16 protein-coding genes and 1 pseudogene are annotated in these 23,449 nt (G+C 71.5%); 4 read left to right on the top strand and 13 right to left on the bottom strand.

The features are described 5' to 3' along the window. Positions 1 to 2: 2 nt before the first annotated feature. Positions 3 to 1,151, top strand: a complete 1,149-nt coding sequence (locus ACFYO9_RS35425; protein ID WP_358777984.1) for an AAA family ATPase — start codon at positions 3 to 5, stop codon at positions 1,149 to 1,151. 88 nt (positions 1,152 to 1,239) lie between these two features. Here ACFYO9_RS35425 and adhE read toward each other — a convergent pair whose 3' ends face one another. The 9 genes from adhE to ACFYO9_RS35470 all read right to left on the bottom strand — a co-directional run bounded on the left by adhE (position 1,240) and on the right by ACFYO9_RS35470 (position 14,645). Continuing rightward, the gene (gene adhE, locus ACFYO9_RS35430; RefSeq protein ID WP_358777985.1) at positions 1,240 to 3,840 is read right to left on the bottom strand and encodes a bifunctional acetaldehyde-CoA/alcohol dehydrogenase; all 2,601 of its coding nucleotides are present in this window, start codon (positions 3,838 to 3,840) and stop codon (positions 1,240 to 1,242) included. Positions 3,841 to 4,099: 259 nt separating this feature from the next. Further along, positions 4,100 to 5,179, bottom strand: a complete 1,080-nt coding sequence (locus tag ACFYO9_RS35435; protein WP_355810000.1) for a S1 family peptidase — start codon at positions 5,177 to 5,179, stop codon at positions 4,100 to 4,102. 276 nt (positions 5,180 to 5,455) lie between these two features. Then, the gene (locus ACFYO9_RS35440; RefSeq protein WP_388667044.1) at positions 5,456 to 6,304 is read right to left on the bottom strand and encodes a slipin family protein; all 849 of its coding nucleotides are present in this window, start codon (positions 6,302 to 6,304) and stop codon (positions 5,456 to 5,458) included. A 156-nt stretch (positions 6,305 to 6,460) separates the two neighbouring features. Further along, positions 6,461 to 7,366 (bottom strand): S1 family peptidase, encoded by a 906-nt coding sequence (locus ACFYO9_RS35445; RefSeq protein WP_355809995.1) that lies wholly within the window; start codon positions 7,364 to 7,366, stop codon positions 6,461 to 6,463. 265 nt (positions 7,367 to 7,631) lie between these two features. Then, entirely contained in the window at positions 7,632 to 8,420 is a 789-nt protein-coding gene (locus ACFYO9_RS35450) for a DUF1684 domain-containing protein (RefSeq protein WP_358713548.1), read from the bottom strand. Between the two features lie 5 nt (positions 8,421 to 8,425). Then, entirely contained in the window at positions 8,426 to 9,745 is a 1,320-nt protein-coding gene (locus ACFYO9_RS35455) for an NtaA/DmoA family FMN-dependent monooxygenase (RefSeq protein ID WP_358779366.1), read from the bottom strand. After that, positions 9,742 to 10,824 (bottom strand): LLM class flavin-dependent oxidoreductase, encoded by a 1,083-nt coding sequence (locus ACFYO9_RS35460; RefSeq protein WP_358779367.1) that lies wholly within the window; start codon positions 10,822 to 10,824, stop codon positions 9,742 to 9,744. The genes ACFYO9_RS35455 and ACFYO9_RS35460 overlap by 4 nt, the downstream gene beginning before the upstream one ends. Before the next feature lie 91 nt (positions 10,825 to 10,915). Beyond that, the gene (locus tag ACFYO9_RS35465; RefSeq protein ID WP_358779368.1) at positions 10,916 to 12,721 is read right to left on the bottom strand and encodes an FAD/NAD(P)-binding protein; all 1,806 of its coding nucleotides are present in this window, start codon (positions 12,719 to 12,721) and stop codon (positions 10,916 to 10,918) included. A 520-nt stretch (positions 12,722 to 13,241) separates the two neighbouring features. Beyond that, complete coding sequence (locus tag ACFYO9_RS35470; protein WP_358779369.1) at positions 13,242 to 14,645, bottom strand: DUF5685 family protein; 1,404 nt, start codon at positions 14,643 to 14,645, stop codon at positions 13,242 to 13,244. A gap of 291 nt (positions 14,646 to 14,936) precedes the next feature. Between ACFYO9_RS35470 and ACFYO9_RS35475 the strand changes: the two genes are divergently transcribed. After that, the gene (locus ACFYO9_RS35475) at positions 14,937 to 15,386 is read left to right on the top strand and encodes a cell division protein SepF (RefSeq protein WP_355809982.1); all 450 of its coding nucleotides are present in this window, start codon (positions 14,937 to 14,939) and stop codon (positions 15,384 to 15,386) included. Positions 15,387 to 15,398: 12 nt separating this feature from the next. Here ACFYO9_RS35475 and ACFYO9_RS35480 read toward each other — a convergent pair whose 3' ends face one another. Beyond that, positions 15,399 to 16,595 carry an acyl-CoA dehydrogenase family protein gene (locus ACFYO9_RS35480; RefSeq protein WP_358779370.1) on the bottom strand — a complete coding sequence of 399 codons (1,197 nt, stop codon included), beginning with the start codon at positions 16,593 to 16,595 and terminating at the stop codon, positions 15,399 to 15,401. 168 nt (positions 16,596 to 16,763) lie between these two features. Next, positions 16,764 to 18,392 (bottom strand): MFS transporter, encoded by a 1,629-nt coding sequence (locus ACFYO9_RS35485; RefSeq protein WP_355809977.1) that lies wholly within the window; start codon positions 18,390 to 18,392, stop codon positions 16,764 to 16,766. Positions 18,393 to 18,919: 527 nt separating this feature from the next. Between ACFYO9_RS35485 and ACFYO9_RS35490 the strand changes: the two genes are divergently transcribed. Beyond that, positions 18,920 to 19,951, top strand: coding sequence for a phosphatase PAP2 family protein (locus ACFYO9_RS35490; protein WP_358779371.1), 1,032 nt, complete (start codon positions 18,920 to 18,922; stop codon positions 19,949 to 19,951). A 115-nt stretch (positions 19,952 to 20,066) separates the two neighbouring features. On the opposite strand, the gene ACFYO9_RS35495 is transcribed toward ACFYO9_RS35490, so the two are convergent. Then, positions 20,067 to 20,282 carry an I78 family peptidase inhibitor gene (locus tag ACFYO9_RS35495; RefSeq protein ID WP_355809973.1) on the bottom strand — a complete coding sequence of 72 codons (216 nt, stop codon included), beginning with the start codon at positions 20,280 to 20,282 and terminating at the stop codon, positions 20,067 to 20,069. Between the two features lie 453 nt (positions 20,283 to 20,735). On the opposite strand from ACFYO9_RS35495, the pseudogene ACFYO9_RS35500 reads away from it, so the two are divergent. Continuing rightward, positions 20,736 to 22,262, top strand: a pseudogene (locus ACFYO9_RS35500) (cbb3-type cytochrome c oxidase subunit I); the annotation flags it as partial. Between the two features lie 46 nt (positions 22,263 to 22,308). Here the strand turns inward: ACFYO9_RS35500 and ACFYO9_RS35505 are convergent. Further along, a complete protein-coding gene (locus ACFYO9_RS35505; RefSeq protein WP_358779040.1) occupies positions 22,309 to 23,385 on the bottom strand; it encodes a YafY family protein in 1,077 nt (358 codons plus the stop codon). Positions 23,386 to 23,449: the final 64 nt, after the last annotated feature.

Here is a 23,449-nt window from a genome sequence, read left to right on the forward strand (position 1 = left end):
GCATGATCCGCACACTCGCTGTCGAGAACTACCGTTCCCTGCGCAAACTGATCGTCCCGCTGGACCGGTTGAACGTGGTCACGGGCGCGAACGGCACGGGCAAGACCAGCCTCTACCGCGCCCTGCGGCTGCTCGCCGACTCGGCCACCGGCGGCGCGGTCGCGGCCCTGGCCAGGGAGGGCGGCCTGCCCTCCGCGCTCTGGGCGGGCGAGCGCACGGCGGAGCCCGCGGGCCTGAAACTGGGCTTCGCGGGCGACGAGTTCGGGTACGCGGTCGACTTCGGCCTCCCCCAGTCCAGCGGCGCGGGCCCCGGCGGCACCCCCTCCCTGTTCGCCCTCGACCCCGAGATCAAGCGCGAGTCCACCTGGGCCGGGCCCGTCCTGCGCCCCGCCGCGCTGCTCTGCGACCGCGCGGGCCCCGCCGTGCGCACCCGTACGGCCGCCGGCGGCTGGCACCGCTCGCAGGGCATCCGGCCGTACGACAGCATGCTGAGCGAGTTCGCGGACCCGCAGCTGGCGCCCGATCTGCTGCGGCTGCGCGAGCTGATCCGCTCCTGGCGGTTCTACGACCACGTGCGCACCGACGCCGACGCGCCCGCCCGCGCCGCCCGCATCGGCACCCGCACCCCCGTGCTCGCCCACGACGGCGCGGACCTGGCCGCCGCCCTGCAGACCATCCGCGAGATCGGCGACGACCGGGCGCTCGACGACGCGGTGGACGACGCCTTCCCCGGCAGCCGGGTCCGCGTCGTCGACAACGCCGGGCGCTTCGAGCTCCAGCTGCACCAGCACGGGCTGTTGCGCCCGCTGGGCCCCGCCGAGCTGTCCGACGGCACGTTGCGCTATCTGCTGTGGACCGCCGCGCTGCTCACCCCGCGTCCGTCGGCCCTCCTGGTCCTGAACGAACCGGAGACGAGCCTCCACCCGGACCTGCTGCGTCCGCTGGCCGACCTGATCACGGCCGCGACGAAGGACACGCAGGTCGTCCTGGTGACCCATGCCCGCCCTCTCGCCGAGGCGGTGGCGAAGGGCGCGGCCCGCCACCGGGTCGACGTCAACTCCGTGGAACTGCTCAAGGAGTCGGGCCGAACGACGGTGGCGGGCCGAGAGAGCTTCCTGGACGAGCCGCAGTGGTACTGGCCGAAGCGGTGAAGCGCCCCTGGACGCCCCGTAAGGGGCGCACCAGGGGCGCGGGGAACTGCGCGACAAGCCACGACGGGCCCGCAGCCGGCAACCCGGATCAGGCACCCTTCCCGTAATACGCCTGCCGCATCAACGCCTCCATCTCGGAGAGCACCGGCATCCGCGGATTGGCCGGCGCGCACTGATCCGCGTACGCGTTCATCGCCTGCTGCGGCAGGGCCTCGATGAAGGCGGCCTCATCGACACCCTCCTCCTGGAAGGAGCCAGGAATCCCACACCTGGCACGCAGCTCCTCGACCGCGCGGGCGTAGGACTCGACACCCTCCTCCGGGGAAGCCGCCGCGAGGCCCAGCATCCGGGCGATCTCCTGGAACCGCTCCGGGGCGCGGTAGACCTCCGCCTTCGGCCACGGCGTCGCCTTGCCGGAGACCGTGCCGTTGTGCCGGATGACGTGCGGCAGGAGCAGCGCGTTGGTGCGGCCGTGGGCGACGTGGAACGTGTTGCCGAGGGTGTGCGCCATGGCGTGCACCAGGCCGAGGAAGGCGTTGGCGAAGGCCATGCCCGCGACCGTCGACGCGTTGTGCATCTTCTCGCGCGCCTCGGGGTCCTTCGCCCCGTCCACCACGCACCGCTCCAGGTTCTCGAAGATGAGCTTGATCGCCTGGAGGCAGAGCCCGTCGGTGTAGTCGTTCGCGTACACGGAGACGTACGCCTCGGTGGCGTGGGTCAGCGCGTCGAAGCCGGAGTCGGCGGTGACGGTCGCCGGGAGGTTCATCGGCAGGACCGGATCGACGATGGCCACGTTCGGGGTGAGCGCGTAGTCGGCGAGGGGATACTTCTGGGCGGCCTCCGGGTCGGAGATGACGGCGAAGGGGGTGACCTCGCTGCCCGTGCCCGAGGTGGTCGGGACGGCCACAAGACGCGCCTTGTCGCCGAGGCCGGGGAAGGTGAAGGCCCGCTTGCGGATGTCGAAGAACTTCTCCTTGGTGTCCGCGAACTCGACCTCCGGGTGCTCGTACATCAGCCACATGATCTTGGCCGCGTCCATCGGCGAGCCGCCGCCGAGCGCGATGATCGTGTCCGGTCCGAAGTCCCGCATCCGCGCGGCGCCGGCCCGCACGGTCGCGAGCTCCGGGTTGGGCTCGACGTCGTCGATGACCTGGACGGTGACCGGTTCGGGGCGGGCCGCGAGGATGTCCGTCACGCGCCGCACGAAGCCGAGCGTCGACATGGTCCTGTCGGTGACGAGCGAGACGCGCCGGATGCCGTCCATCTCGCCGAGGTGACGCAGCGCGTTGCGCTCGAAGTAGATCTTCGGCGGGACCTTGAACCACTGCATGTTGTTGTTGCGCCGTCCGATCCGCTTGACGTTGATCAGGTTGACCGCGGAGACGTTGTTCGACACCGAGTTGTGCCCGTACGAGCCGCAGCCGAGGGTGAGTGAGGGCAGGAAGGCGTTGTAGACGTCGCCGATGCCGCCGAAGGTGGAGGGCGCGTTGACGATGACGCGGACCGCCCTGACCCGTCGGCCGAACTCCTCGGCGAGCTCCTCGTCCTCGGTGTGGACGGCGGCGCTGTGCCCGAGTCCGTCGAACTCGACCATCCGGGCCGCCAGTTCGAGGCCGTGCTCGGTGGTGTCGGCCTTCAGGACGGCGAGGACCGGGGAGAGCTTCTCGCGGGTGAGCGGCTCGCCCTCGCCGACCTCCGCGCACTCGGCGAGCAGGACCGAGGTGCCCTCGGGCACGGTGAACCCGGCCTGTTCGGCGATCCACCGCGCGGACCTGCCGACCACCGCCGCGTTCAGCTCGGCGCCCGCGCAGTTGTTGGCGAAGGCGGTGGTGCCGAAGACGAACTCCTCCAGCTTGGTCTTCTCGGCCGCCGTGACGACGTACGCGCCGAGCCGTTCGAACTCCGCGAGCCCCGCGTCGTAGATCTCCGCGTCGAGGACGACCGCCTGTTCGGAGGCGCAGATCATGCCGTGGTCGAAGGCCTTGGAGAGCACGATGTCGTGAACGGCCCTGCGCAGCTTGCCGGTTCGGGTGACGTAGGCGGGTACGTTCCCCGCGCCGACGCCGAGCGCGGGCTTGCCGCACGAGTAGGCGGCCCGGACCATCGCGTTGCCGCCGGTGGCGAGGATCGTGGAGACGCCCTCGTGGTGCATGAGCAGGCCGGTGGCCTCCATCGAGGGCTCCTCGATCCACTGCACGCAGTCCTCGGGGGCGCCCGCCTCGACCGCGGCGTCGCGCACGACGCGGGCCGCCTCCGCGGAGCAGCGCTGGGCGCTCGGGTGGAAGGCGAAGACGATCGGGTTGCGGGTCTTCAGGGCGATGAGCGCCTTGAAGACCGTGGTCGAGGTCGGGTTGGTGACCGGGGTCATCGCGCAGACGACGCCGACGGGTTCGGCGATCTCGGTGACGCCGTTCAGCTCGTCGCGGGCGATCACGCCCGCGGTCCGCAGGCCGCGCATCGAGTTGACGACGTGCTCGCAGGCGAAGAGGTTCTTGACCGCCTTGTCCTCGAAGAGACCGCGGCCGGTCTCCTCGACCGCCTGCCGGGCGAGCTCCCCGTGCCGGCCGAGCGCGGCGAGGGAGGCCTTCTTGACGATGTGGTCGACCTGCTCCTGGTCGTACGACTCGAACCGGCCGAGCGCGGTGAGCGCCCTCTCGACCAGTCCGTCCACCATCTCGTTGGCCTGCATGGCGGCACTCCTTCGTCGGGACTTTTCCGCTACACCTCGATTCCACACCCGTACGCCTCACGCGAGATGCCGAAAAGGACCCCGAACGCAGGGCAGAAGGTCCTTCAGGAGAAACACAAACATCTCGGAAACCGCCTCTGAGCTGCCCATATCTCAGAGGACTTTGGACCCGTGCGCACTTGTGAAAACTTTCACAAGAAATACGGAAAAAGCCCCGCCCCCACTTTCACGGGGGCGGGGCGTCCGGCGTTCCGCGAGGTCAGCCGATTTCCGCTCCGTAGGCCGAAAGCGCCTCCGGGACCGGCTGGAAGAACGTCTCGCCGCCCGAGGAGCAGTCGCCGCTGCCGCCCGAGGTGAGACCCAGCGCGGTGTCGCCGGCGAAGAGCGCGCCGCCGCTGTCACCGGGCTCGGCGCACACGGTGGTCTGGATCAGACCGTCGACCTGGCCCTCCTGGTAGTTCACCGTCGCGTTGAGCGCGGTGACCTCGCCGTCGTGGACCTGGGTGGTGCTGCCGCTGCGCGTCACCTTCTGGCCGACGGTGGCGTCCCCGGCCTTGCTGATCGCCTGGGTGCCGCCGTAGAGGTTCACCTCGCTCGGGTGCGGGGTGTCGGCCGTGTACTTCACCAGGGCGTAGTCGTTGCCCGGGAAGCTCGACTCCTCCGTGGCGGCGATCTCCGAGCCGCCCTGCGAGTCGGACCAGCTCTTGACCGCGTTGCCGCAGTGGCCCGCCGTCAGGAAGTAGGGCTGCCCGCCCTTGACGACGTTGAAGCCGAGCGAGCAGCGCGAGCCGCTCCCCCAGATCGCGTCGCCGCCGGCGATGAGGGCCTTGTACTCGCCCTTGCTCCGCTTGAGCTCCGCCTTGCCGCCGAGGCTCTTCACGATCGAGCCGACCTTGTCGAGCTTCGCGCCCTTGACCGTGCGGTCCGCGGTGACGACGACCTTGTTCGTGGCCGGGTCCATCGCCCACGAGGTGCCGGGCACGGCGGCCTTGGCGTCGAGCGTCGCACGGGCGCCCTTCAGCTCGGCCAGGGAGTTCTCGACGATTCTCGCCTTGCCGCCCGCCGATTCGACGGCCTGCGCCGCGCTCTTGTCCAGCACGTTGACGACCAGGGCCTTGGCCTTGGCGTCGTAGTACGTTCCCGCGGCGTCCCCGCCGAGGTCCTTGGCCAGGGACGAGGCGAGCTTTCCGGCCTTCGCCACCGAGAGGGTGTCCGGCGTGGGGGCCGGGTCGTTCTCGCTCGCGTTCGCACTCTGGAAGGTGACTCCCGCGGCGACCAGCGCGGCGATGCCCGCGCCCGCCACGGCCACACGCCGCTTGGGTATGCGTCGGTGCTTCAAGACTCACGACCTCCTGTGGGGGGAACGACCCGGCGGGCGTGGGGGCCTGACGGGCCGGAAGGCTTGCGTGACAAGGATTCGCCCGAGCGGAAGCGGCGCGTCCATGCCAATTGCCTCGCTTACTATCCCGACGCCGTCAGGTGGCACACAAGGGCTGCTTCAGGACGCGCGTACGAAAGGCCCATGCGCCCCAGGTACGCCGGCCGGGCCGGGTCCCACCACGTCAGTTCCCGCTGCAAACACCCCGCGCGAGGAGCGATCGTCAGCCTGTGAGGACTAGTCCTGTCCGGTTTTCGCCCCTGCGGCGGGGCCAGACTTTCCCCTGTCCGCGGGCCCGGCTCCGGATCCCGGTTGCTGGGGCAGGGCCTGCTGGGCCCGCTCCAGGAAGCGGAGGAGCTCGACGGGGAAGGGCAGGACGAGGGTGGAGTTCTTCTCGGCGGCGACGGCCACCACGGTCTGCAGGAGCCTCAGTTGGAGCGCGGCCGGTTCCTCGGCCATTTCGTGGGCGGCCTCGGCGAGTTTCTTGGAGGCCTGGAGTTCGGCGTCGGCGTTGATGACGCGGGCGCGGCGCTCGCGGTCGGCCTCGGCCTGGCGGGCCATGGAGCGCTTCATCGTCTCGGGCAGCGAGACGTCCTTGATCTCGACGCGGTCGATCTGCACGCCCCAGCCGATGGCCGGCGAGTCGATCATCAACTCCAGGCCCTGGTTGAGCTTTTCGCGGTTGGAGAGCAGGTCGTCCAGGTCGCTCTTGCCGATGATGGAGCGCAGCGAGGTCTGCGCCATCTGCGAGACCGCGAACCGGTAGTCCTCCACCTGCACCACCGCCTCGGCCGCGTCGACCACCTTGAAGTAGATGACGGCGTCCACCCGGACCGTGACGTTGTCGCGCGTGATGCCGTCCTGCGCCGGCACCGGCATCGTCACGATCTGCATGTTCACCTTGCGCAGCCGGTCGACGAACGGCACGACCAGGGTCAAACCGGGCCCCCGTACGGCGTGTTGGAGCTTTCCGAGCCGCAGCACCACGCCCCGTTCGTACTGTTTGACGACGCGCGCCGCCGCCATCACGTACACCGCTCCGACGGCCCCGAGGGCCGCTCCCGCCGCCACCAGCTCCTCGACCATGCCGGCCCCCAGGGTCCGAATTGGGCGTGTCGGGTGTTCCCTTCGAAGGTAGCCCCGCCACGGACACAAGGGGAGGGCGCCGCAGGACAAGGGTGAGCCCCCGTCCGCTGCTCGGACGGGGGCTCCGGGGCCGTTCGGGAAACCGGTGGCGGCCGCTCAGAAGACGCTGACGTTGTACGCGCGCAGCGCCTCGGTGACCGGCTGGAAGAACGTCGTGCCGCCCGACGAGCAGTTGCCGCTGCCGCCGGAGGTCAGGCCCAGTGCGGTGGAGCCCGCGTACAGGGGGCCGCCGCTGTCGCCCGGTTCGGCGCAGACCGTGGTCTTGATCAGGCCGTAGACGACGTCGCCGCCGCCGTAGTTGACGGTCTGGTTCAGCGCGGTGACCCGGCCGCTGTGGATGCCGGTCGTGGAGCCGCGCCGGGTGACCGTCTGGCCGACGGTGGGGTCGGCGGCCCGGGTGATGTCCTGGCTGCCCACGGTGCCGGACTTGGTGACCGAGTTGTTGGTGTAGCGCACGATGCCGTAGTCGTTGGTCGGGAAGCTGGAGCCCGACGTGGTGCCGAGGACCGTGGTCTTCGAGGAGTTGGACCACCAAGTGCCCGCGCCGTCGGTGCAGTGACCTGCGGTCAGGAAGTAGTAGGCGCCCGCGCTGTTGCGCACGTTGAAGCCGAGCGAACAGCGCCAGCTGTCCGCGTAGATGGCGTCGCCGCCGGATATGTACTTCTGGAACTTTCCGGGGGTGCGCTGGATCTTCAGGGCGTCGGCGTTGGCGCCGGCCGCGGCCTTGATCTCGGCTATCTCGGACGCGGAGACCGTGCTGTCGGCGGTGACGACGACCTGCTTCGTGCGGGCGTCGACGCCCCAGGCGGTGCCCGCGACATCCGCGCCGAGCACGGCGTCACTGGCCTGTTCCAGCTGCGCCGCGCTGAACGTCGTCGCGGTGTCCTGCGCGCTGGCCGAGGGGACGGCGAGCGCTCCCGCGGCGACGAGTCCGGTGGCCACGGCGAGCAGACCGGCAGATCTTGCCGTACGGCTGTGGGGGATGGTGCGCTTGATCCTCACGTTTGTTCCTCCCGAGGGAAGTCAGTGGGTCTTTGTGGGTTGAAGACCCGTGAGGCGCAGCCAAAGAGCAAGCCCGGATTCCGGATAGCCGTGCTCCTGACAAGCGCTGCTCGGGAGTATTGGGGGCGGGCACCGGCCGCACAAGGGCGCCTTTCGGCCGCCGACCGATACATGTCGGCCGACCCCGGTGGTCTCGTACCCGTGGTACGCCACCGGGGTTCCGGCCGTGTCGATGCGCTCCCGCGCGCCCGGCCACTGGGACGCCTCAGTGGTCGCGAAGGTTCCGCTCCCCCGCCGCGATCTCGGTGACCAGGGTGTTCCCGGGCGGCGGGAAGGGACAGATGAAGTGGTCGGCGAAGGCGCACGGCGGCAGCAGCGCGCGGTTGAAGTCGACCGTGGTGAGGCCGTCGGCGTCCGGAGCGGCGGGCCGCAGGAACCGGAAGCGGTAGCTGGACGTGCCGCTGGTGGCGTCCGCGAAGACGGCCCACAGCGAGCCGTCGCCCTCCACGCTCACCTGAAGGGTGTGCTCGACTCCCCCGAGCCGGAAGGAGAGTTCGCCGTCGAGGCCGAGGCCGCGCTCCTTGCCGTCCGCGTTGCCGACCAGGACGGTGCGGTCCTCGCCGTACGGGGTGAAGCGTCCGGGCACCGCCCAGCGGGCGTCGTACGCGGTGGCCTCGATGCCCCGGAAGACGCGCCGCGCGGTGGCGTCCGGGTCGAAGTCGCGGACCGCCCACAGTCCCTCGCGGCGCAGCACGACGAGGCGGCGGCCGCCGTGCCCGACGCGGGCGTCGGGGATCGGCGCGGTGTCGGCGGCCAGCCGGACCTCGCCGCTGAAAGGGCGCCCGTCGAGGGTCAGTTCGTCCTCGGGGGCCGCCGCGAGGACGACCGCGTCACTCTGCTCGGCCCAGTGCCCGGGGATCCCCGGAAGATGTCCGTCCGCATGGTCGGCGAGCCAGTGCGTGCCGGTGAGGGAGAGCGGCCCGTAGGGGGCCGACACCGTCTCCGTGCGCTGCTCGTGCCAGTGCTTCCACATCTCTTCGTTCTCGGTGCTCATGGTGATCAACCCTTCCACACCGGCTCCCGCAGTCCGAGGTGCGAGCGGAGCGTCGCGCCCCGGTATTGCGTGCGATACGCGCCGCGTTCCTGGAGCAGCGGCACCACCCGGTCGACGAAGTCGTCGAGCCCGCCGGGGGTGAGGTGCGGCACGAGGATGAAGCCGTCGGCGGCGTCGGTGCGCACGAACTCCGTCAGCTCGGCCGCGACCGCGTCCGGGGTGCCGACGAACGACTGACGGGCCGTGGTCTCGATGACGGTCTGCCGGATGGAGAGCCCCTTGGCCTCGGCGAGGGCGCGCCACCGCGCGGCGACGGCGAGCCGGTCGGCGACCGGCACCCGCCCCTGGGCCAGTTCGGAGGCGGGGTCCGGGTCGATGTCGGGGAGCGGCCCGTCCGGGTCGTACGCGGAGAGGTCCACGCCCCACACCTGCTCCAGGGCGAGCAGGGCGTTCTGCGGGGTGACCTGGCTGCGCCGGATCTCGGCGGCCTTCTCCTGCGCCTCGGCGGCGGTGTCCCCCAGGACGTAGCTGACCCCGGGCATGATCTTCAGGTCGTCGGCGGAGCGCCCGTACCCGGCGAGCCGGCCCTTGACGTCGGCGTAGAAGGCGCGGCCCGCCTCCAGGGTGCCGTGCCGCGTGAAGACCACGTCGGCGGCCGACGCGGCGAACTCCCGGCCCTCGGGCGAGTCCCCCGCCTGGATCACGACGGGGTGCCCCTGCGGGGAGCGCGGCACGGGGAACTCGCCCTCGATCGTGAAGTGCCGCCCCCGGTGCGTGAGGGGGCGGGGGCGGCCCTCCGGCGTCCAGGAGTCCCAGAGTTCGCGCGCGGTCGCCAGGAACTCGGCGGCGCGGGTGTACCGGTCGGCCCGGTCGAGGTAGCCGCCGCGGCGGAAGTTCTCGCCGGTGAAGGCGTCCGACGTGGTGACCACGTTCCAGGCGGCGCGGCCTGCGCTCAAGTGGTCCAGGGAGGCGAACCTGCGGGCCAGTTCGAAGGGTTCGTTGAAGGTGGCGTTGACGGTGCCGGCCAGGCCGAGCCGTTCGGTGACGGCGGCGAGCGCGGTCAGGACGGTCAGCGACTCGGGCCGCCCGACCACGTCCAGGTCGTGGATGCGCCCCTTGTGCTCGCGCAGCCGCAGCCCCTCGGCGAGGAAGAAGAAGTCGAAGAGGCCCCGTTCCGCGGTGCGGGCGAGCGTCTCGAAGGACGAGAAGTCGATGTGCGAGCCGGAGGCGGGGTCGGTCCAGACGGTGGTGCTGTTGACGCCGGGGAAGTGGGCGGCCAGGTGGATCTGTCTGGGCTGTCGGGGCTGTCGGGGCTGTCGGGTCATGAGGGCTCCCCCGCGAGGACGGCGTAGCGGTTGGCGGGCCGGGCGAGGCCGAGGTGTTCGCGGAGCGTGCTGCCCGGATAGAAGGTGCGGAACAGGCCGCGGTGCTGGAGCAGCGCGACGGTGCCGTTGACGAGCCGCTCCAGGTCACGGCGGGGTTCGACGGGGGTGAGGTGGAAGCCGTCGACAGCGCCCGCGCGGTGCCAGTCGGCGATCAGGTCGGCGAGGTCCACGGGCCCGCCCCGGTAGACGGATCCGGCGGCGGTGGGCAGCGGTCCCCCGCCGTGCCCCGGTTCGGCGGCGTGTTCGCCGCCGCCGAGGTCGACGTCGAGGGCCGCGAACACCCGCAGGGTCCGCGGATCGCGCCCGAACCGCGCCGCCAGCTCGCGGAGTTCGGCCCGTGCGACCTCGGCCCGCGCGGCGGACGAGGCGCGCACCAGGGCGACGTCCGCATGCCGGGCGGCGGTCTCACGGGCCGGTGGCGCGGTGGCGTCGACGACCCGCACCGGGTGGCCCTGGGGTGGCCGCGGCACGATGGACGGGCCCCGCACGGAGAAGGCGCGCCCCTCGAAGTCGACGTGGTGGACCTTGCCCCGGTCGATGAAGCGACCGGTCGCCACGGACCGTATCTCCGCGTCGTCCTCCCAGCTGTCCCACAGCCGGGCGGCGACGTCGGCGACCTCCCCCGCCTCCCGCCACAGCTCCTCGCGGGGCGCGGCGGTCCTGCGCCCGAAGAGCCGGGCCTCGGCCTCGGTCGTCGACACGTCGATGTTCCAGCCGGCCCGCCCGTGGCTGACCCAGTCGAGGGTCGCGACGGCGGCCTGCACGTGGAACGGCTCGGTGTGGGTGGTCGTGACGGTCGGCACGAGCCCGACGCGTCCGGTGCGGGGCGCGATCCGGGCGGCGACGGCGAGGGCGTCGAGGCCGGGCCCCGCGAAGGAGTCCCCGAGCGTCACGAAGTCCAGCGCCCCGCCCTCGGCGAGCAGCGCGAGGTCGGTGTAGGGGCCGGCTTCGTGGGCGCCGGGGAGGTCGATGGCCGCGGCGAGATGGAGGGGGCAACTGCCGGTTCCTCGATGGGACATCGGCTGGACCTTTCTGTACGCGGGTCTGTGTACGGGGGCTGTGTACGGGTCTGTGTGCGGGGCCGTACGCGGGTGGCTCAGGAGGGCTGGCTCAGGCGGTGCGCAGGAAGCGCAGTACGGCGCGTGCGGTGGCGTCGTTCTGCCGGAACGTGGGGCTGTTGGTCCGCGGCCGGGTGAACGCTCCGGCGCCGCGCGCGTCGGTGTGCGGGCCGAGCGCGAAGCGGCGCGGGTGCGGCACGCCCGCCCGGTCGAGTACGCGCCCGTCGGCCGGGTCGACGGCGAGGAGCCCCGCGGCGGTCGACGCGGCCCCCTCGGCGTACAGGGCGCGCAGGAGCGGGTCGCGGGTGCGGGCGAGGCTGGGCTGCGGCAGCCGTGCCTCGACGAGAGCGCGGGCCTCGGTGATGTGGCCGGGCAGCGTGGGACTCGCGGCGCGGAACACCCCGTCCGCCGCGGTCACCCGGACGTCCGCGCCGAGGAAGCGCACGACGCCGGCCCGGGAGAGGGCGAGGAGCTGCCGCAGCCGGGGGCCCGGCGGCCCGGACGCGAGGTGGCTGAAGAAGCCGTGCCACCACGGCCCCACGTCGCCGAGCCGCACCACCTGCCCGTACACCGAGAGCAGTCCGAGGAAGACGGCGAGGTCGGGGCTGTGTCCGGGGTCGTGGCGGCGGGCGAGGTCGGCGGCGATGTGGTCGCGCAGCCCGTCCTGCAGCGCGGCGTACGAGGTGTGGCGCACCCCGGCCAGCGGGTGGTCGAGCGCGGTGAGGTCGAGCCGGTCGGCGGGGTCGGGCACGGCGGAGGCGACGAGGGCGTCCAGTGCGGGGCTGCCGGGGTCGCAGGCCGCGTACTTCTCGTCGAAGTCCGTCCAGGCGGTGCGGGTGCGGTCGGGGTGTGCGGCGAAGAGGCGGTGGTAGTGGGCGAAGCCGAGCTCCTTCTCGACGAGCGGCCACACGTCTCGCTCGAAGTCGAACCCGCCGGGTCTGGCGAGGAGTTCGTCGATCTGCGCCGGACCCAGGAAACGCGGGAGCGGCGGCCGCCCGCCCGTCCAGTCGTAGCCGATCTTCGCGCGGTAGGGCACGCCGCGCCGCGAGCCGACATGGAGGACCGGTTCCCGGCCCGAGGGGTGGTACGTGTCCCCCGCGAACCGTCCGCCGCGCCCCTCGGTGAGCAGCACCATCAGGTCGACGAAGGCGAGACCGAAGCCGCGCACGAGGACGGGTGCGCCGGGCGCGAGCCGGGACAGGTCGCTGTCGGCGGTGAAGTCGGGCGGCAGGTACACGAGCCCGTTGCGGCGGGCGTGGTCGGCCAACTCGGCCTGTTCGGCGTCGGGTTCGGCGTCCAGGTGGCCCTGGGTGAGGATGACGAGGTCGGCGACGAGCGGGGCGGCACCTTCGAGGGTGACCTCTTGGCGGGCGTCGCGGGCGCCGGTGACGCGCAGGGCCCGGCAGGGGTGGTGGTGGACGGTGACGCCCGCGGGCAGCGCGGCCACCGCCCGCTCGTACACCCAGCGCAGATAGGCGCCCTGTTCACGACGGTCCAGGAAGTCCCGCCCGGCGCGCCCCGACCATTCGTGCAGGGCGGGTCCCGGCAGCACCGGCCCGGCGATCTCCACGGTGTCGTCGGTGAACAGCGTGACGTCCTGGGCCTGCGAGTTCATCCAGAGCAGCGGCGACTGGTCGTGCCGCCAGATCCGCCCGGCGCCGGGCGGGTACGGGTCGACGAGATGGATGTCGAGGCCCGAACCCCCGTACAGCTCAGCCGCGTTGGCGGCGATGCGCTCCAGGATTCCGGTGCCGCGCGGCCCGGCGCCCACGAGGACGAGCGAGCCGGACGGTACGGCAGGGGTCTCGGACGACGTGCCAGGGGTGGCGGAGGACCTGCCAGGGGTGGCGGAAGGCATGCGGAAGGCTCCGTGGATACCGAAGATCGAACACGGGTGACGCCTTCACGCGTTCACGCGGACCGAGCCCCTCAGCACGATCCGTTTCCGAGATTACGGGGCCGCTCACGTGCGCTGTCAAGGCTGTCCAGGATATGAGCCCTACGTCTCACGGCAGTTGACGCGAAAACGGATGCCTGTTCCACTTGGCCCATGCAACCGCAGCAGTGGCTGGTCACGCGCTCCCACATCGACTTCGGTCGAGTGTGGTCGGCATCTTGTTGATGCCCTCCTGAGCCGACCGAGCCGACGCCCGGGCGTTCCGTACGTACCGCGCCCGTCGCGTTCCTTGCGTACTGCGTCCGACACGTTCCATACGTTCCCGGACGCCCGGGCCCGCTCCGGTCTGCTGTCCCACGCTCTCCCGTCGACGGCCGTGCACCCGCGCGCCGTCGTTCCTGCCTTCACACGCGCACTCCGTCACCCCGTCCGCCGCGGCTGACGCCCCTCCCCTCGCACGTCCACCCCGCCCCGCGGGCCGCTACAGCCCGCAGTCACAGCACTCGCAACACTCACAGCAGTCACAGCAGTCACAGCAGCCGTCGCATCCACTGCAGTCACAGTCGCCGCAGTCGTTGCAGCAGCCCTCGCGCTTCTTGCCCGACCAGGGGCCCTCGTAGTGATCGGCGCAGCACACCTTGCAGGTGCAGCAGAGACCGATGGCGACGGCACACCCCGCCAAGAAGCCACGCTTGCCGGGCTTCGGCGGCTGCGGATCGAAGGAGGGCCCGTCACCGAACCACCCCGGACCACCGGGCCCACCCGGACCACCCTGGCCGCCCTGCCCGGGACCACCGGGGCTGCCTGGCGCGCCGCCATACGGGTTGCCGCCCCCGTACGGGTTCTGCCCGCCGTACGGCCCTCCGGAGGGGTAGCCGGTCGGCCCGCCCTGCTGCGGAGCCCCGTACGCACCGCCCTGCTGCGGAGCCCCGTACGCACCGCCCTGCTGCGGCGGACCGAAGGCGCCGGAGCCGCCCTGATGCGCCGTCACCTGGCCCGGCTGCCCGTGGGCGTGGGCGTGGCCGCAGCCGTCGGTCCCGAAGGCCCGGTCGACGGACCTGGTCAGCTCGTGCGCGAGAAGCACGTGCGCCAGCTTGCCGTCGGTGAACTCGACCTCGCGCAGTGCGAGCCGGATGCCGTGCAGCGCGTCGTCGGCCAGGCGGCGCGCCTCGGCCGGGGAGGTGCCGGTCGCGGTGAGCGGGTTCCAGGCGCCCGACGCGGCGTCAGCTTCCTTGTCCTCCACGGCGTCGAGCAGATGGGCGAGCCTGCCGAAGAGCCGGCCCGCCTCGGCGAGCGGCTCCGCATTGCCGGGCCGCCCGGCGAGCACGGCGGTGTGCGCGAAGGCCGCGGCGGTCGCGGTCTCGGTCGGTTCGGTGACCGTGAGCAGCGAGGTGCCGGGCCCCGTCAAAGCCTCGATCCCGGCCTGCCGTTCGACGGCGTCGACCAGGACCGCCGTGTCGAACCCCACATCGGCGCCGGTCCGCGCGCCCGCCCGGTCCCAGCCCCTGGCCACCCGGCGGGCGGCGGCCGCCACCGGCCTGCGCGCCAGCAGCCCGTCACCGTCGACGACGTGGTCGCGGACCTTCGCCGACGCGAGCACCAGCGAGACGGCGGCGGCGAGCCGCGCGCCCTCCCCGCGGGCCACCGATGCGGTCCGCATGCCCCGCAGGGGGCAGGGTCCCGCGGTGCGCCGCCACCCGGTGGCGCGCTCGGCCTGAGCCTCCGTCAGAACCGAGATGATCAGGCCGTCGTAGTTGGTGACGACGCGGGCGAACTGCCCGTGGTCGCCGCGCAGTGCGAGGCAGAGCCCGCACAGGTGCGCCATCCACTGGGTCTTGAGCCCTTCGCCGAGGCGATGGCTGCAAGGCCTGACGATTCCGAACAAGACGACTCCCCCGAGCGGCCCGAAGCGATCAACAACGCGCATCGTAACGAGCGCCTCGTTCACCCGTACGCACCGGCCGTCACCCATACGCCCTGAAGAATCATATTTCACTCACAGTCAGCAGCCGTACACAGTACGACCCTTGAAGCGCACCGCACACCGGCGTGTTGACTCTGCACCAGTACCGTCACGAAAACCCCGCGCGGCGACTATCCACTTGGCGCATCATCCGCATCATGGACGACGATAGGGATGCGGAATCCAGGGAAACCGCTGTGAGAGGAGGCGTCCATGGGATCGGTGCGCAAGGCGAGTGCTTGGCTTGGCCTCGTCGACGACGACCACAACGAGCGTTACTACGACGACGGCTACGAAGACGACCGGGACGAGGGGCCCGAACAGCCGGAGGCCTGGGTCACCGACCCGCGGGTGCGGGTGGCGGCCGAGAAGGCTCAGGGCGACGAGCGCCGGATCGGGACCGTGACCCCGGACAGCTTCCGGGACGCCCGCGCCATCGGTGAGCTCTTCCGGGACGGTGTCCCGGTCATCATGAATCTCACGTCCATGGAGCCCACCGACGCCAAGCGCGTGGTCGACTTCGCGGCCGGCCTCACCTTCGGCCTGCGCGGATCGATCGAGCGGGTGGCGACGCGGGTCTTCCTGCTCACCCCCGCCGACACGCAGATCGTGAACGGTGAGGCCACCAGCCGTCCGTCGGACGGCTTCTTCAACCAGAGCTAGGGGCAGGGCCGCTCACCGGAAGGCGTCGAGACCGGTGAGCGCCTTGCCCAGAACCAGCTGGTGCATCTCGACGGTGCCCTCATAGGTGAGCACCGATTCGAGGTTCGTCGCGTGCCGCATGACGGGGTACTCCAGGGAGATCCCGTTGGCGCCCAGGATCGTCCTGGCCGTGCGGCAGATCTCGATCGCCTCGCGCGTGTTGTTGAGCTTGCCGAAGCTGATCTGTTCGGGACGGAGCCTGCCCGCGTCCATGCGCCGCCCCAGGTGGTGGGCGAGCAGGATGCCCTTGTGCAGTTCGAGGGCCATGTCGGCGAGCTTGGCCTGGGTGAGCTGGAAGCCGCCGATGGGCCGGCCGAACTGCTCACGCGTCTTCGCGTACTGCACGGCCGCCTCGAAGGAGGAGCGGGCCGCGCCCATGGCTCCCCAGACGATGCCGTAGCGCGCGTGCGAGAGACAGCTGAGCGGCCCCTTCAGGCCGACGACCTCGGGCAGCACGGCGTCCGCGGGCAGCCGCACCTCGTCGAGGACCAGCTCACTGGTGACGCTGGCGCGCAGCGACCACTTGTGCCGGATCTCGGGCGCCGAGAAGCCCGGCGCGTCGGTGGGTACGACGAATCCCCTGACGCCCTCGTCGGTCTGGGCCCAGACGACGGCGACGCCCGCCACGGATCCGTTGGTGATCCACATCTTGCGCCCGGTGAGGATCCAGTCCGTGCCGTCCTTCTTGGCGTGCGTGCGCATGGACGCCGGGTCGGAGCCGTGGTCCGGTTCGGTCAGCCCGAAGCAGCCGATGATCTCGCCGGCGGCCATCCCCGGCAGCCAGCGCTGCTTCTGCTCCTCGGATCCGAAGCGGTGGATGGCGTACATGGCGAGGGAGCCCTGCACGGAGACGAGGGAGCGGATCCCGGAGTCGGCCGCCTCCAGCTCCAGACAGGCGAGCCCGTACTGCACGGCGCCGGCGCCCGCACACCCGTACCCCTCCAGGGACATGCCGAGCGCACCGATGCCCCCGAGCTCCCGGGCCAGCCCGCGGACGTCGGGCAGCTCGCCCTTCTCGTACCAGTCGGCGATGTGCGGCAGGACCCGGTCGGCCGCCCAGGTCCGGACGGTGTCACGGATGGCGAGGTCCTCGGGGTCGAGGAGGTCGTCGATGCCGAGCGGATCGGCGGGGTCGAAGGGCGGCAGCGGGCTGCGGGCACTTGCGGACATGCGGGCCTCCGGCGACACAAAACTAGCGGTGGTAGTCAGGTACGGCTCGCGCTGACGTTACGCAGGCAGTGTGCCGCGCGTCCAGAGTCCCTGGGCGTACGGGCGACGGCGCCCCAGTCAGGGGCGCGGGGAACTGCGCGACCAGCCACGAACAACCCGCACCGAAAGTCAGACGTCCACCGAAGCCCCGGCCCCGACCCGCCCCGCTTCCCGGGGCCCGGGAACCTGCTCGAGCCGCGCCGCAGGCGCCCCGCACTCCATCCCCCGCGGCAGCCGCAGCGCGGCCACCGCCCCCAGCAGCAACAGCCCGGCGCTGACCAGCAAGGTCACATGCAGCCCGTGCACGAAGGAGTCCCGTGCCGCGGCCCGCAGAGCCGCACCCGACCCCCCGCCCAGCCGCGCGGCGACCTCGTACGCCTCGCCCAGCGAGTGACTCGCCGCCGCACTGTCCGCCGCCGGAACCCCCCGTACCGAGGAGAGCCCCGGCGCGTACGCCGCGTTCATGACGCTGCCGAGCAGCGCGATGCCGATGCCCGCGCCGAGCTGGTAGGACGTCTCGCCGATCGCCGCGGCGCCACCTGCCTGGGCCGGCGGCGCCTCGCTGAGCATCGACTCGTACGCGCCGAAGAGCGTGGTCTCCAGGCCGAAGCCGAGCAGGACGAAGCCGACGAGCAGCAGCCCGTCGTTGGCGTGGCCGCCCATGCCGGTGAGGACGAGCACGGCGAGCGCGGTGAGGCAGAAGCCGGAGCAGACCATCGTGCGCGGCCCGAGGCCACCGAGCAGCTTCGATCCGGCGAGGCCCGCGGCCATCGCGGCGATGGTGAGGGGCAGAAGCCGCAGCCCGGTCTCCAGCGGGGAGAGGCCGAGGACCAGCTGGAGGTACTGCGCGGCGATCAGCTCCAGGCCCACGAGGGCGAGCATGGCGAGGACGATGCAGCCGACCGACGTACTGAACGCGGGCCGCGTGAACATCGACAAATCGACCAGCGGATACCTGCGCCGTCGCTGGCGGCGCACGAAGCCGACGAGCAGCGCGGCGCCCACGGCCAGCGCGGTCAGGGTCGTCGGGCCGAGCGGCGACTCCCCGCCACCGAGCCGCTTCACGCCGAGGACGACGCCGAACAGTCCGGCCGCCGCCATCAGCGCGCCGACGACGTCCCACGGTCCGTTCCGCGCGCCGGTCGACTCGGGCAGCAGCAAGCGCCCGATGGGCAGGCTGACCAGCATCAGCGGGATGTTGATGAGGAAGACCGAGCCCCACCAGAAGTGTTCGAGGAGGAACCCGCCGAGCAGCGGGCCGACGGCGGCGCCCACCGCGGCGACCGCGCTCCAGATGCCGATGGCGAGGGCGCGCTCGCGCCGGTCGGGGAAGACCTGGCGCAGGATCGACAGGGTGGCGGGCATGATCATCGCGCCGCCGACGCCGAGCAGGGCCCGGGCGCCGATGAGGATCTGCGCGTTGTCGGCGAGGGCCGCGACGGCCGAGGCGACGCCGAAGAGGGCGTAGCCGAGGAGGAGGACGCGTCTGCGGCCGACGCGGTCGCCGAGCGTGCCGAAGAGGATGAGGAGCGCGGCGCAGACCAGCGGGTAGATGTCGACGATCCACAGCAGTTCTATCGCGCCGGGCTTCAGGTCCTCGGTGACCGCGGGCACCGCGACGTGCAGCACGGTGGCGTCGACGGCGACGAGCAGCAGGCTGACGCAGAGGACGACCAGCACCACCCAGCGGTTGGTCCCGGCACCGGCCCCGGATCCCCGACGGCTCTGCGGTGCTGCGGCCGTGGTCGTCCCGGACATGTGCGTACCTCCCAGTGGTCCCTCGCGTCGGCGGCGGGCGGGATGCGAACTCCCTGCTCCGGGCGGCGCAGACTAGGGCGAGTGAGCCGTCAGCGTACGCGAGTCCTCGCCGGGGGCGCGTGGTGGACCTCTCACGGTTGCACGGATGTGGTGTGGCATGCGCCACTTCCCGGCCCCTCGACCGCGCCCCGTGGAGGCGTGCGGACCAGCCCCGTGGAGGCGCGCGCCCGGCACGGGTCCGGGACGCGTTCCGGCCGAATGGCTCGGGCCCGCCCCGATCACGTCATGATCATTTCCGTGGGCTCCCGATGATCGAACGGGAAATTCCACCCGAGGTCCCGGTGAACGAATTCATAAGGCCCATATAACCGCTCCGGAAACGATCAACGAATTGCGTAAGGGCGACTGTTCGGATTCGGGAATCCCCGGGAATAAACCCCATCCTGAGATCAATCCCACATCACATCGTCATCACAAAGCCACTGATTCGGCCTAGTGCCAGACTCACTCGCTGTAACGTCGATTGAGTGCGTACCGAACGAAACCTCACCCGTCTGGATCGGGTCTTCGCCCGGCTGGACCGTGAGCCGGAACGACCGACCCACCTCGATGTGCCGAGGATGAGCCGGCACAGGGTCGTGCTCTTCAGCGCGACCCTGGCCTTCTACCTGGCCATCGTCGTCGCCGTGCTCGCCACCTCGTGGCTGGTCCGGTTCGACTGGCAGGTCATGTTCTTCCGGCCCTACCAGCAGTGGCCGGAGATCCACGCCTTCCTCGACTACTGGGTCGTCCTCGGCCAGCGCGGCCCGACGGCCGTCATGGTCGCGGCCTGGCTCGGCTGGCGCTCCTGGCGGCAGCACTCGCTGCGCCCGCTCCTGATGTTCGGTGCCGCACTGCTCCTGCTCAACGTCACGGTGGGCGCCGCCAAGCTCGGCATGGGCCGCCTCGGCCCGCACTACGCCACCGTGATCGGCTCGAACGAGATGTGGCTCGGCGGCGATATATTCCCCTCGGGTCACACCGCCAACGCCGTCGTGACCTGGGGAATCCTGGCCTACCTCGCCTCCACCCCGCGCACCCGCCGCTATCTGTCGGCCCTCTCCGCGGTGGTCTCCCTGAGCGTAGGACTCACCACCGTCTACCTCGGTACGCACTGGCTGAGCGACGTCCTCCTCGGCTGGGCCGCGGGACTGCTCATCCTGCTCGCGCTGCCCTGGTGCGAGCCCCTGATCGCCGGTGTCGAAGCCGCCATCTTCCGTGTCCGCGAGGCCTGGCGCGCCCGCCGCACCGGCATCGTCACCGTGCCCGGCCCCGAGCCCACCCCGGTCGGCGCCCCCGCGATGGTCCCGCAGCGCCCCGCGGTCGACGACACGGCGGCGCCCGCGCGCGAGCCGGTCGGCGCCGCCCGCGCCGCACGCCCCGCGGCCTACCTCGCGCCCGGCCCGCACACCGCCCGCTCCGAGCGGACCCCGGTCACCCCCGCGGGCAGCCGCCGTCCGCCGCACTCCGACCGCACCTCACGCGGCACCACGTCGCCGCGCCCGGTGGCGGGCGGCTGACCCCGAGACGCGGGGGCCGGTACGCCCCCCCCCGCACCGCGAAGGCCCCGGCTCCGTTCAGGAACCGGGGCCTTCGCGATACCGGGCCTTCGCGATACGGGGCAGGAGGCGGCGCTCAGCCCTTCCAGCAGCGCGTCACGACGCCTTCCTTCACCTCGAAGTTGAGCCGCCCCGCGAGGTACTCCATGGTGATGACCGTGCCCGGCGGCAGCGACCTGACGGTGGACCAGCCGCGCTCGCGCGCCTGACGCTCGGCGCCGTCGGCCGGCAGACCGACATAGCCGTCCGGGCTGTCCTGGGGCTCTGTGGGAGGGGTCGGAATAGGTGCCATGGCCGCCACCGTAGGCGGCGCCGCCCGGCCGTGGAAGCCCGGGGCCGGACACCATGGGTCACCGGTACCTCTCCGGTCACGCTTCTGTCACAGGATCACGACGCACGTTTTGGTCGAACTCCGTCACACGTATGGGCGGTTCCGTGCCCGTAACGGCTTAATTGGCGGAAACTTTCGGCCGACCCGTAACCGGCCCGCGACAACCGCGGAGAATATGGCGCGGAATAACGACACGACACCTTTACGGGCCCTCCGCAATTCCGAATCCCGGCCCTCGCGCGGGAGGTGACGGGGCATGGGGGAATTCCCCATTCCGGCCTGCCGTCGCCGTGGCCGCGACGCCCGGGAACGACGCATACGCCCCCTGTCGGAGCCGGAGTGACGCGAGCATCATGGCGTGAGCTCGAATCAGGCTTCGGACAGGCCCGGTACGCGACGGCGAAGGGGCGGGCGATGGGGACCGAGACGGCGCGCACGAGCGAACCACCGGTGCGGGACCGGCGGCCCGGCCGGATCGTCGTGGACTGGCTGACCACCACGGACCACAAGAAGATCGGCCACCTCTACCTCATCACCTCGTTCGCCTTCTTCCTGCTCGCCGGCGTGCTGGCCCTGCTGATGCGGGCCGAACTGGCCCGGCCGGGGCTGCAGCTGATGACCAACGAGGAGTTCAACCAGGCCTTCACCATGCACGGCACGATCATGCTGCTGCTCTTCGCGACGCCCACGTTCGCGGGGTTCGCCAACGAGATCATGCCGCTGCAGATCGGCTCGCCCGACGTCGCCTTCCCGCGGCTCAACATGCTCTCGTACTGGCTGTTCCTCTTCGGCGGCCTGATGGTGATCGGCTCGCTCATGGTGCCGAGCGGGCCCGCGGGGTTCGGCTGGTTCGCGTACGCGCCGCTCAACAGCATGGAGCGCTCGCCCGGCATCGGCGCCGACCTGTGGATCATGGGGCTCGCGCTCTCCGGCTTCGGCACGATCCTCGGCTCGGTCAACTTCCTGACCACCATCATCGGGATGCGGGCGCCCGGCATGACGATGTTCCGCATGCCGGTCTTCACCTGGAACGTGCTCTTCACCTCGATCCTGGTGCTGATCGCGTTCCCGGTGCTCGCCGCCGCGCTGCTGGTCCTGGAGGCGGACCGGCGGCTGCACTCCCTCGTCTTCGCCCCGGAGAACGGCGGTGCGCTGCTGTGGCAGCACCTGTTCTGGTTCTTCGGGCATCCCGAGGTCTACATCATCGCGCTGCCGTTCTTCGGCATCATCACGGAGATCATCCCGGTCTTCAGCCGGAAGCCGATCTTCGGCTATCTGCCGCTGGTCGGCGCGACAATGGCCATCACCGGCCTCTCGGTGGTGGTGTGGGCGCACCACATGTTCGCCACCGGCGCCGTCCTGCTGCCCTTCTTCTCCTTCGTGTCCTTCCTCATCGCGGTCCCGACGGGCGTGAAGTTCTTCAACTGGACGGGCACGATGCTCAAGGGCTCACTGTCCTTCGAGACACCCATGCTCTGGGCGGTCGGCTTCCTGGTGAGCTTCCTCTTCGGCGGCCTGACCGGCGTCATCCTGGCCTCGCCGCCCCTCGACTTCCACGTCACCGACACCTACTTCGTCGTCGCCCACTTCCACTACGTGGTGTTCGGCACCGTCGTCTTCGCGACCTTCGGCGGCTTCTACTTCTGGTGGCCGAAGCTGACCGGCAAGATGCTCGACGAACGGCTCGGGAAGATCCACTTCTGGACGCTCTTCGTGGGCTTCCACACCACGTTCCTGGTCCAGCACTGGCTGGGCGCGGAGGGCATGCCGCGCCGCTACGCCGACTATCTGGCGGCGGACGGCTTCACGGTGCTCAACACCATCTCGTCCATCGGCGCGTTCCTCCTCGGCCTGTCCACCCTGCCGTTCCTGCACAACCTCTGGAAGACGGCCAAGTACGGCACGAAGGTAGAGGTCGACGACCCCTGGGGGTTCGGCCGCTCCCTGGAGTGGGCGACGTCCTGCCCGCCGCCGCGGCACAACTTCGTCACCCTGCCCCGGATTCGCTCGGAGTCCCCGGCGTTCGATCTGCACCACCCCGAGTACGCGGCGGCCGCGGCGCGGGACCTGGGTCAGCGCTCCGAGGACCCGCAGACGGAACACCCCGGTCCAGGGCCCGGCTCAGGAGGTCCCTCGACGACCTGATCCGGTCGGCGAGCTCCGCGGGCTCGACGACCTCGAACTCGATGCCCATGAACAGCACATGGAAGACCATCAGATCCAGGCTCGCCGCCCCGGTGCGCAGCAGGCAGGTCTTATCGGTCTCGGCCTCGAGGGTGCCGTCGGCCGGGCCGATCCGCTGGGCCGCCTCCACCAGCGGGACATGGAGGCGGACCACACCGTGCACGGCGTAGGCGCGGGTGGAGACGCCCCGCGAGACGTAGGCCGCGAGGTCCTCGGCCGGCGGGGTGCGGGGCGCGAACCGCGGGCCGTGTGGCGGGCGTGGTTCGATCCGGTCCGCGCGGAACGTGCGCCAGTCCTCGCGGTCGAGGTCCCAGGCCACCAGGTACCAACGCCGCTCGGTGCAGACAAGGCGGTGCGGTTCGACGGTCCTGCGGGTCGCGCTGCCGTCGTGGTCCCGGTAGGCGAAGCGCAGCCGCTCGCCGTCCCTGCACAGGTCGGCGAGTTCGGTGAGGACGGCCGGGTCGACGCCCTGCGGCAGCGGGGCGCGCAGCATCGGCACGGTGTACGCGGTCAGGGCGCCCACCCGGCGGCGCAGCCGGTTCGGCAGCACCTGTTCGAGCTTGGAGAGCGCGCGCACCGAGCTCTCCCCGATGCCCTCGACGCCCTGCCCCGCGGCGGTGCGCAGGCCGACGGCGACCGCGACCGCCTCGTCGTCGTCCAGGAGCAGCGGCGGCAGTTCGGCGCCCGCGCCGAGCCGGTAGCCGCCGCCGGTGCCCGGGCTGGCGTGGACGGGATAGCCGAGCTCCCGCAGCCGGTCCACGTCCCGCCGGACGGTGCGCGGGGTGACGCCGAGCCGCCCCGCGAGGTCGGCGCCGGACCAGTCCCGGTGGGCCTGCAGCAGGGAGAGCAGGCGGAGCAGTCGTGCCGAGGTCTCCAACATCTACGTAAGGGTGCCGGTGACCGAGGACAGCGGCGGTCCGCGATGTCCGCCCCCGCCCCGGTCT

This window comes from Streptomyces sp. NPDC005863 (assembly GCF_042871345.1).
Lineage (GTDB): Bacteria > Actinomycetota > Actinomycetes > Streptomycetales > Streptomycetaceae > Streptomyces.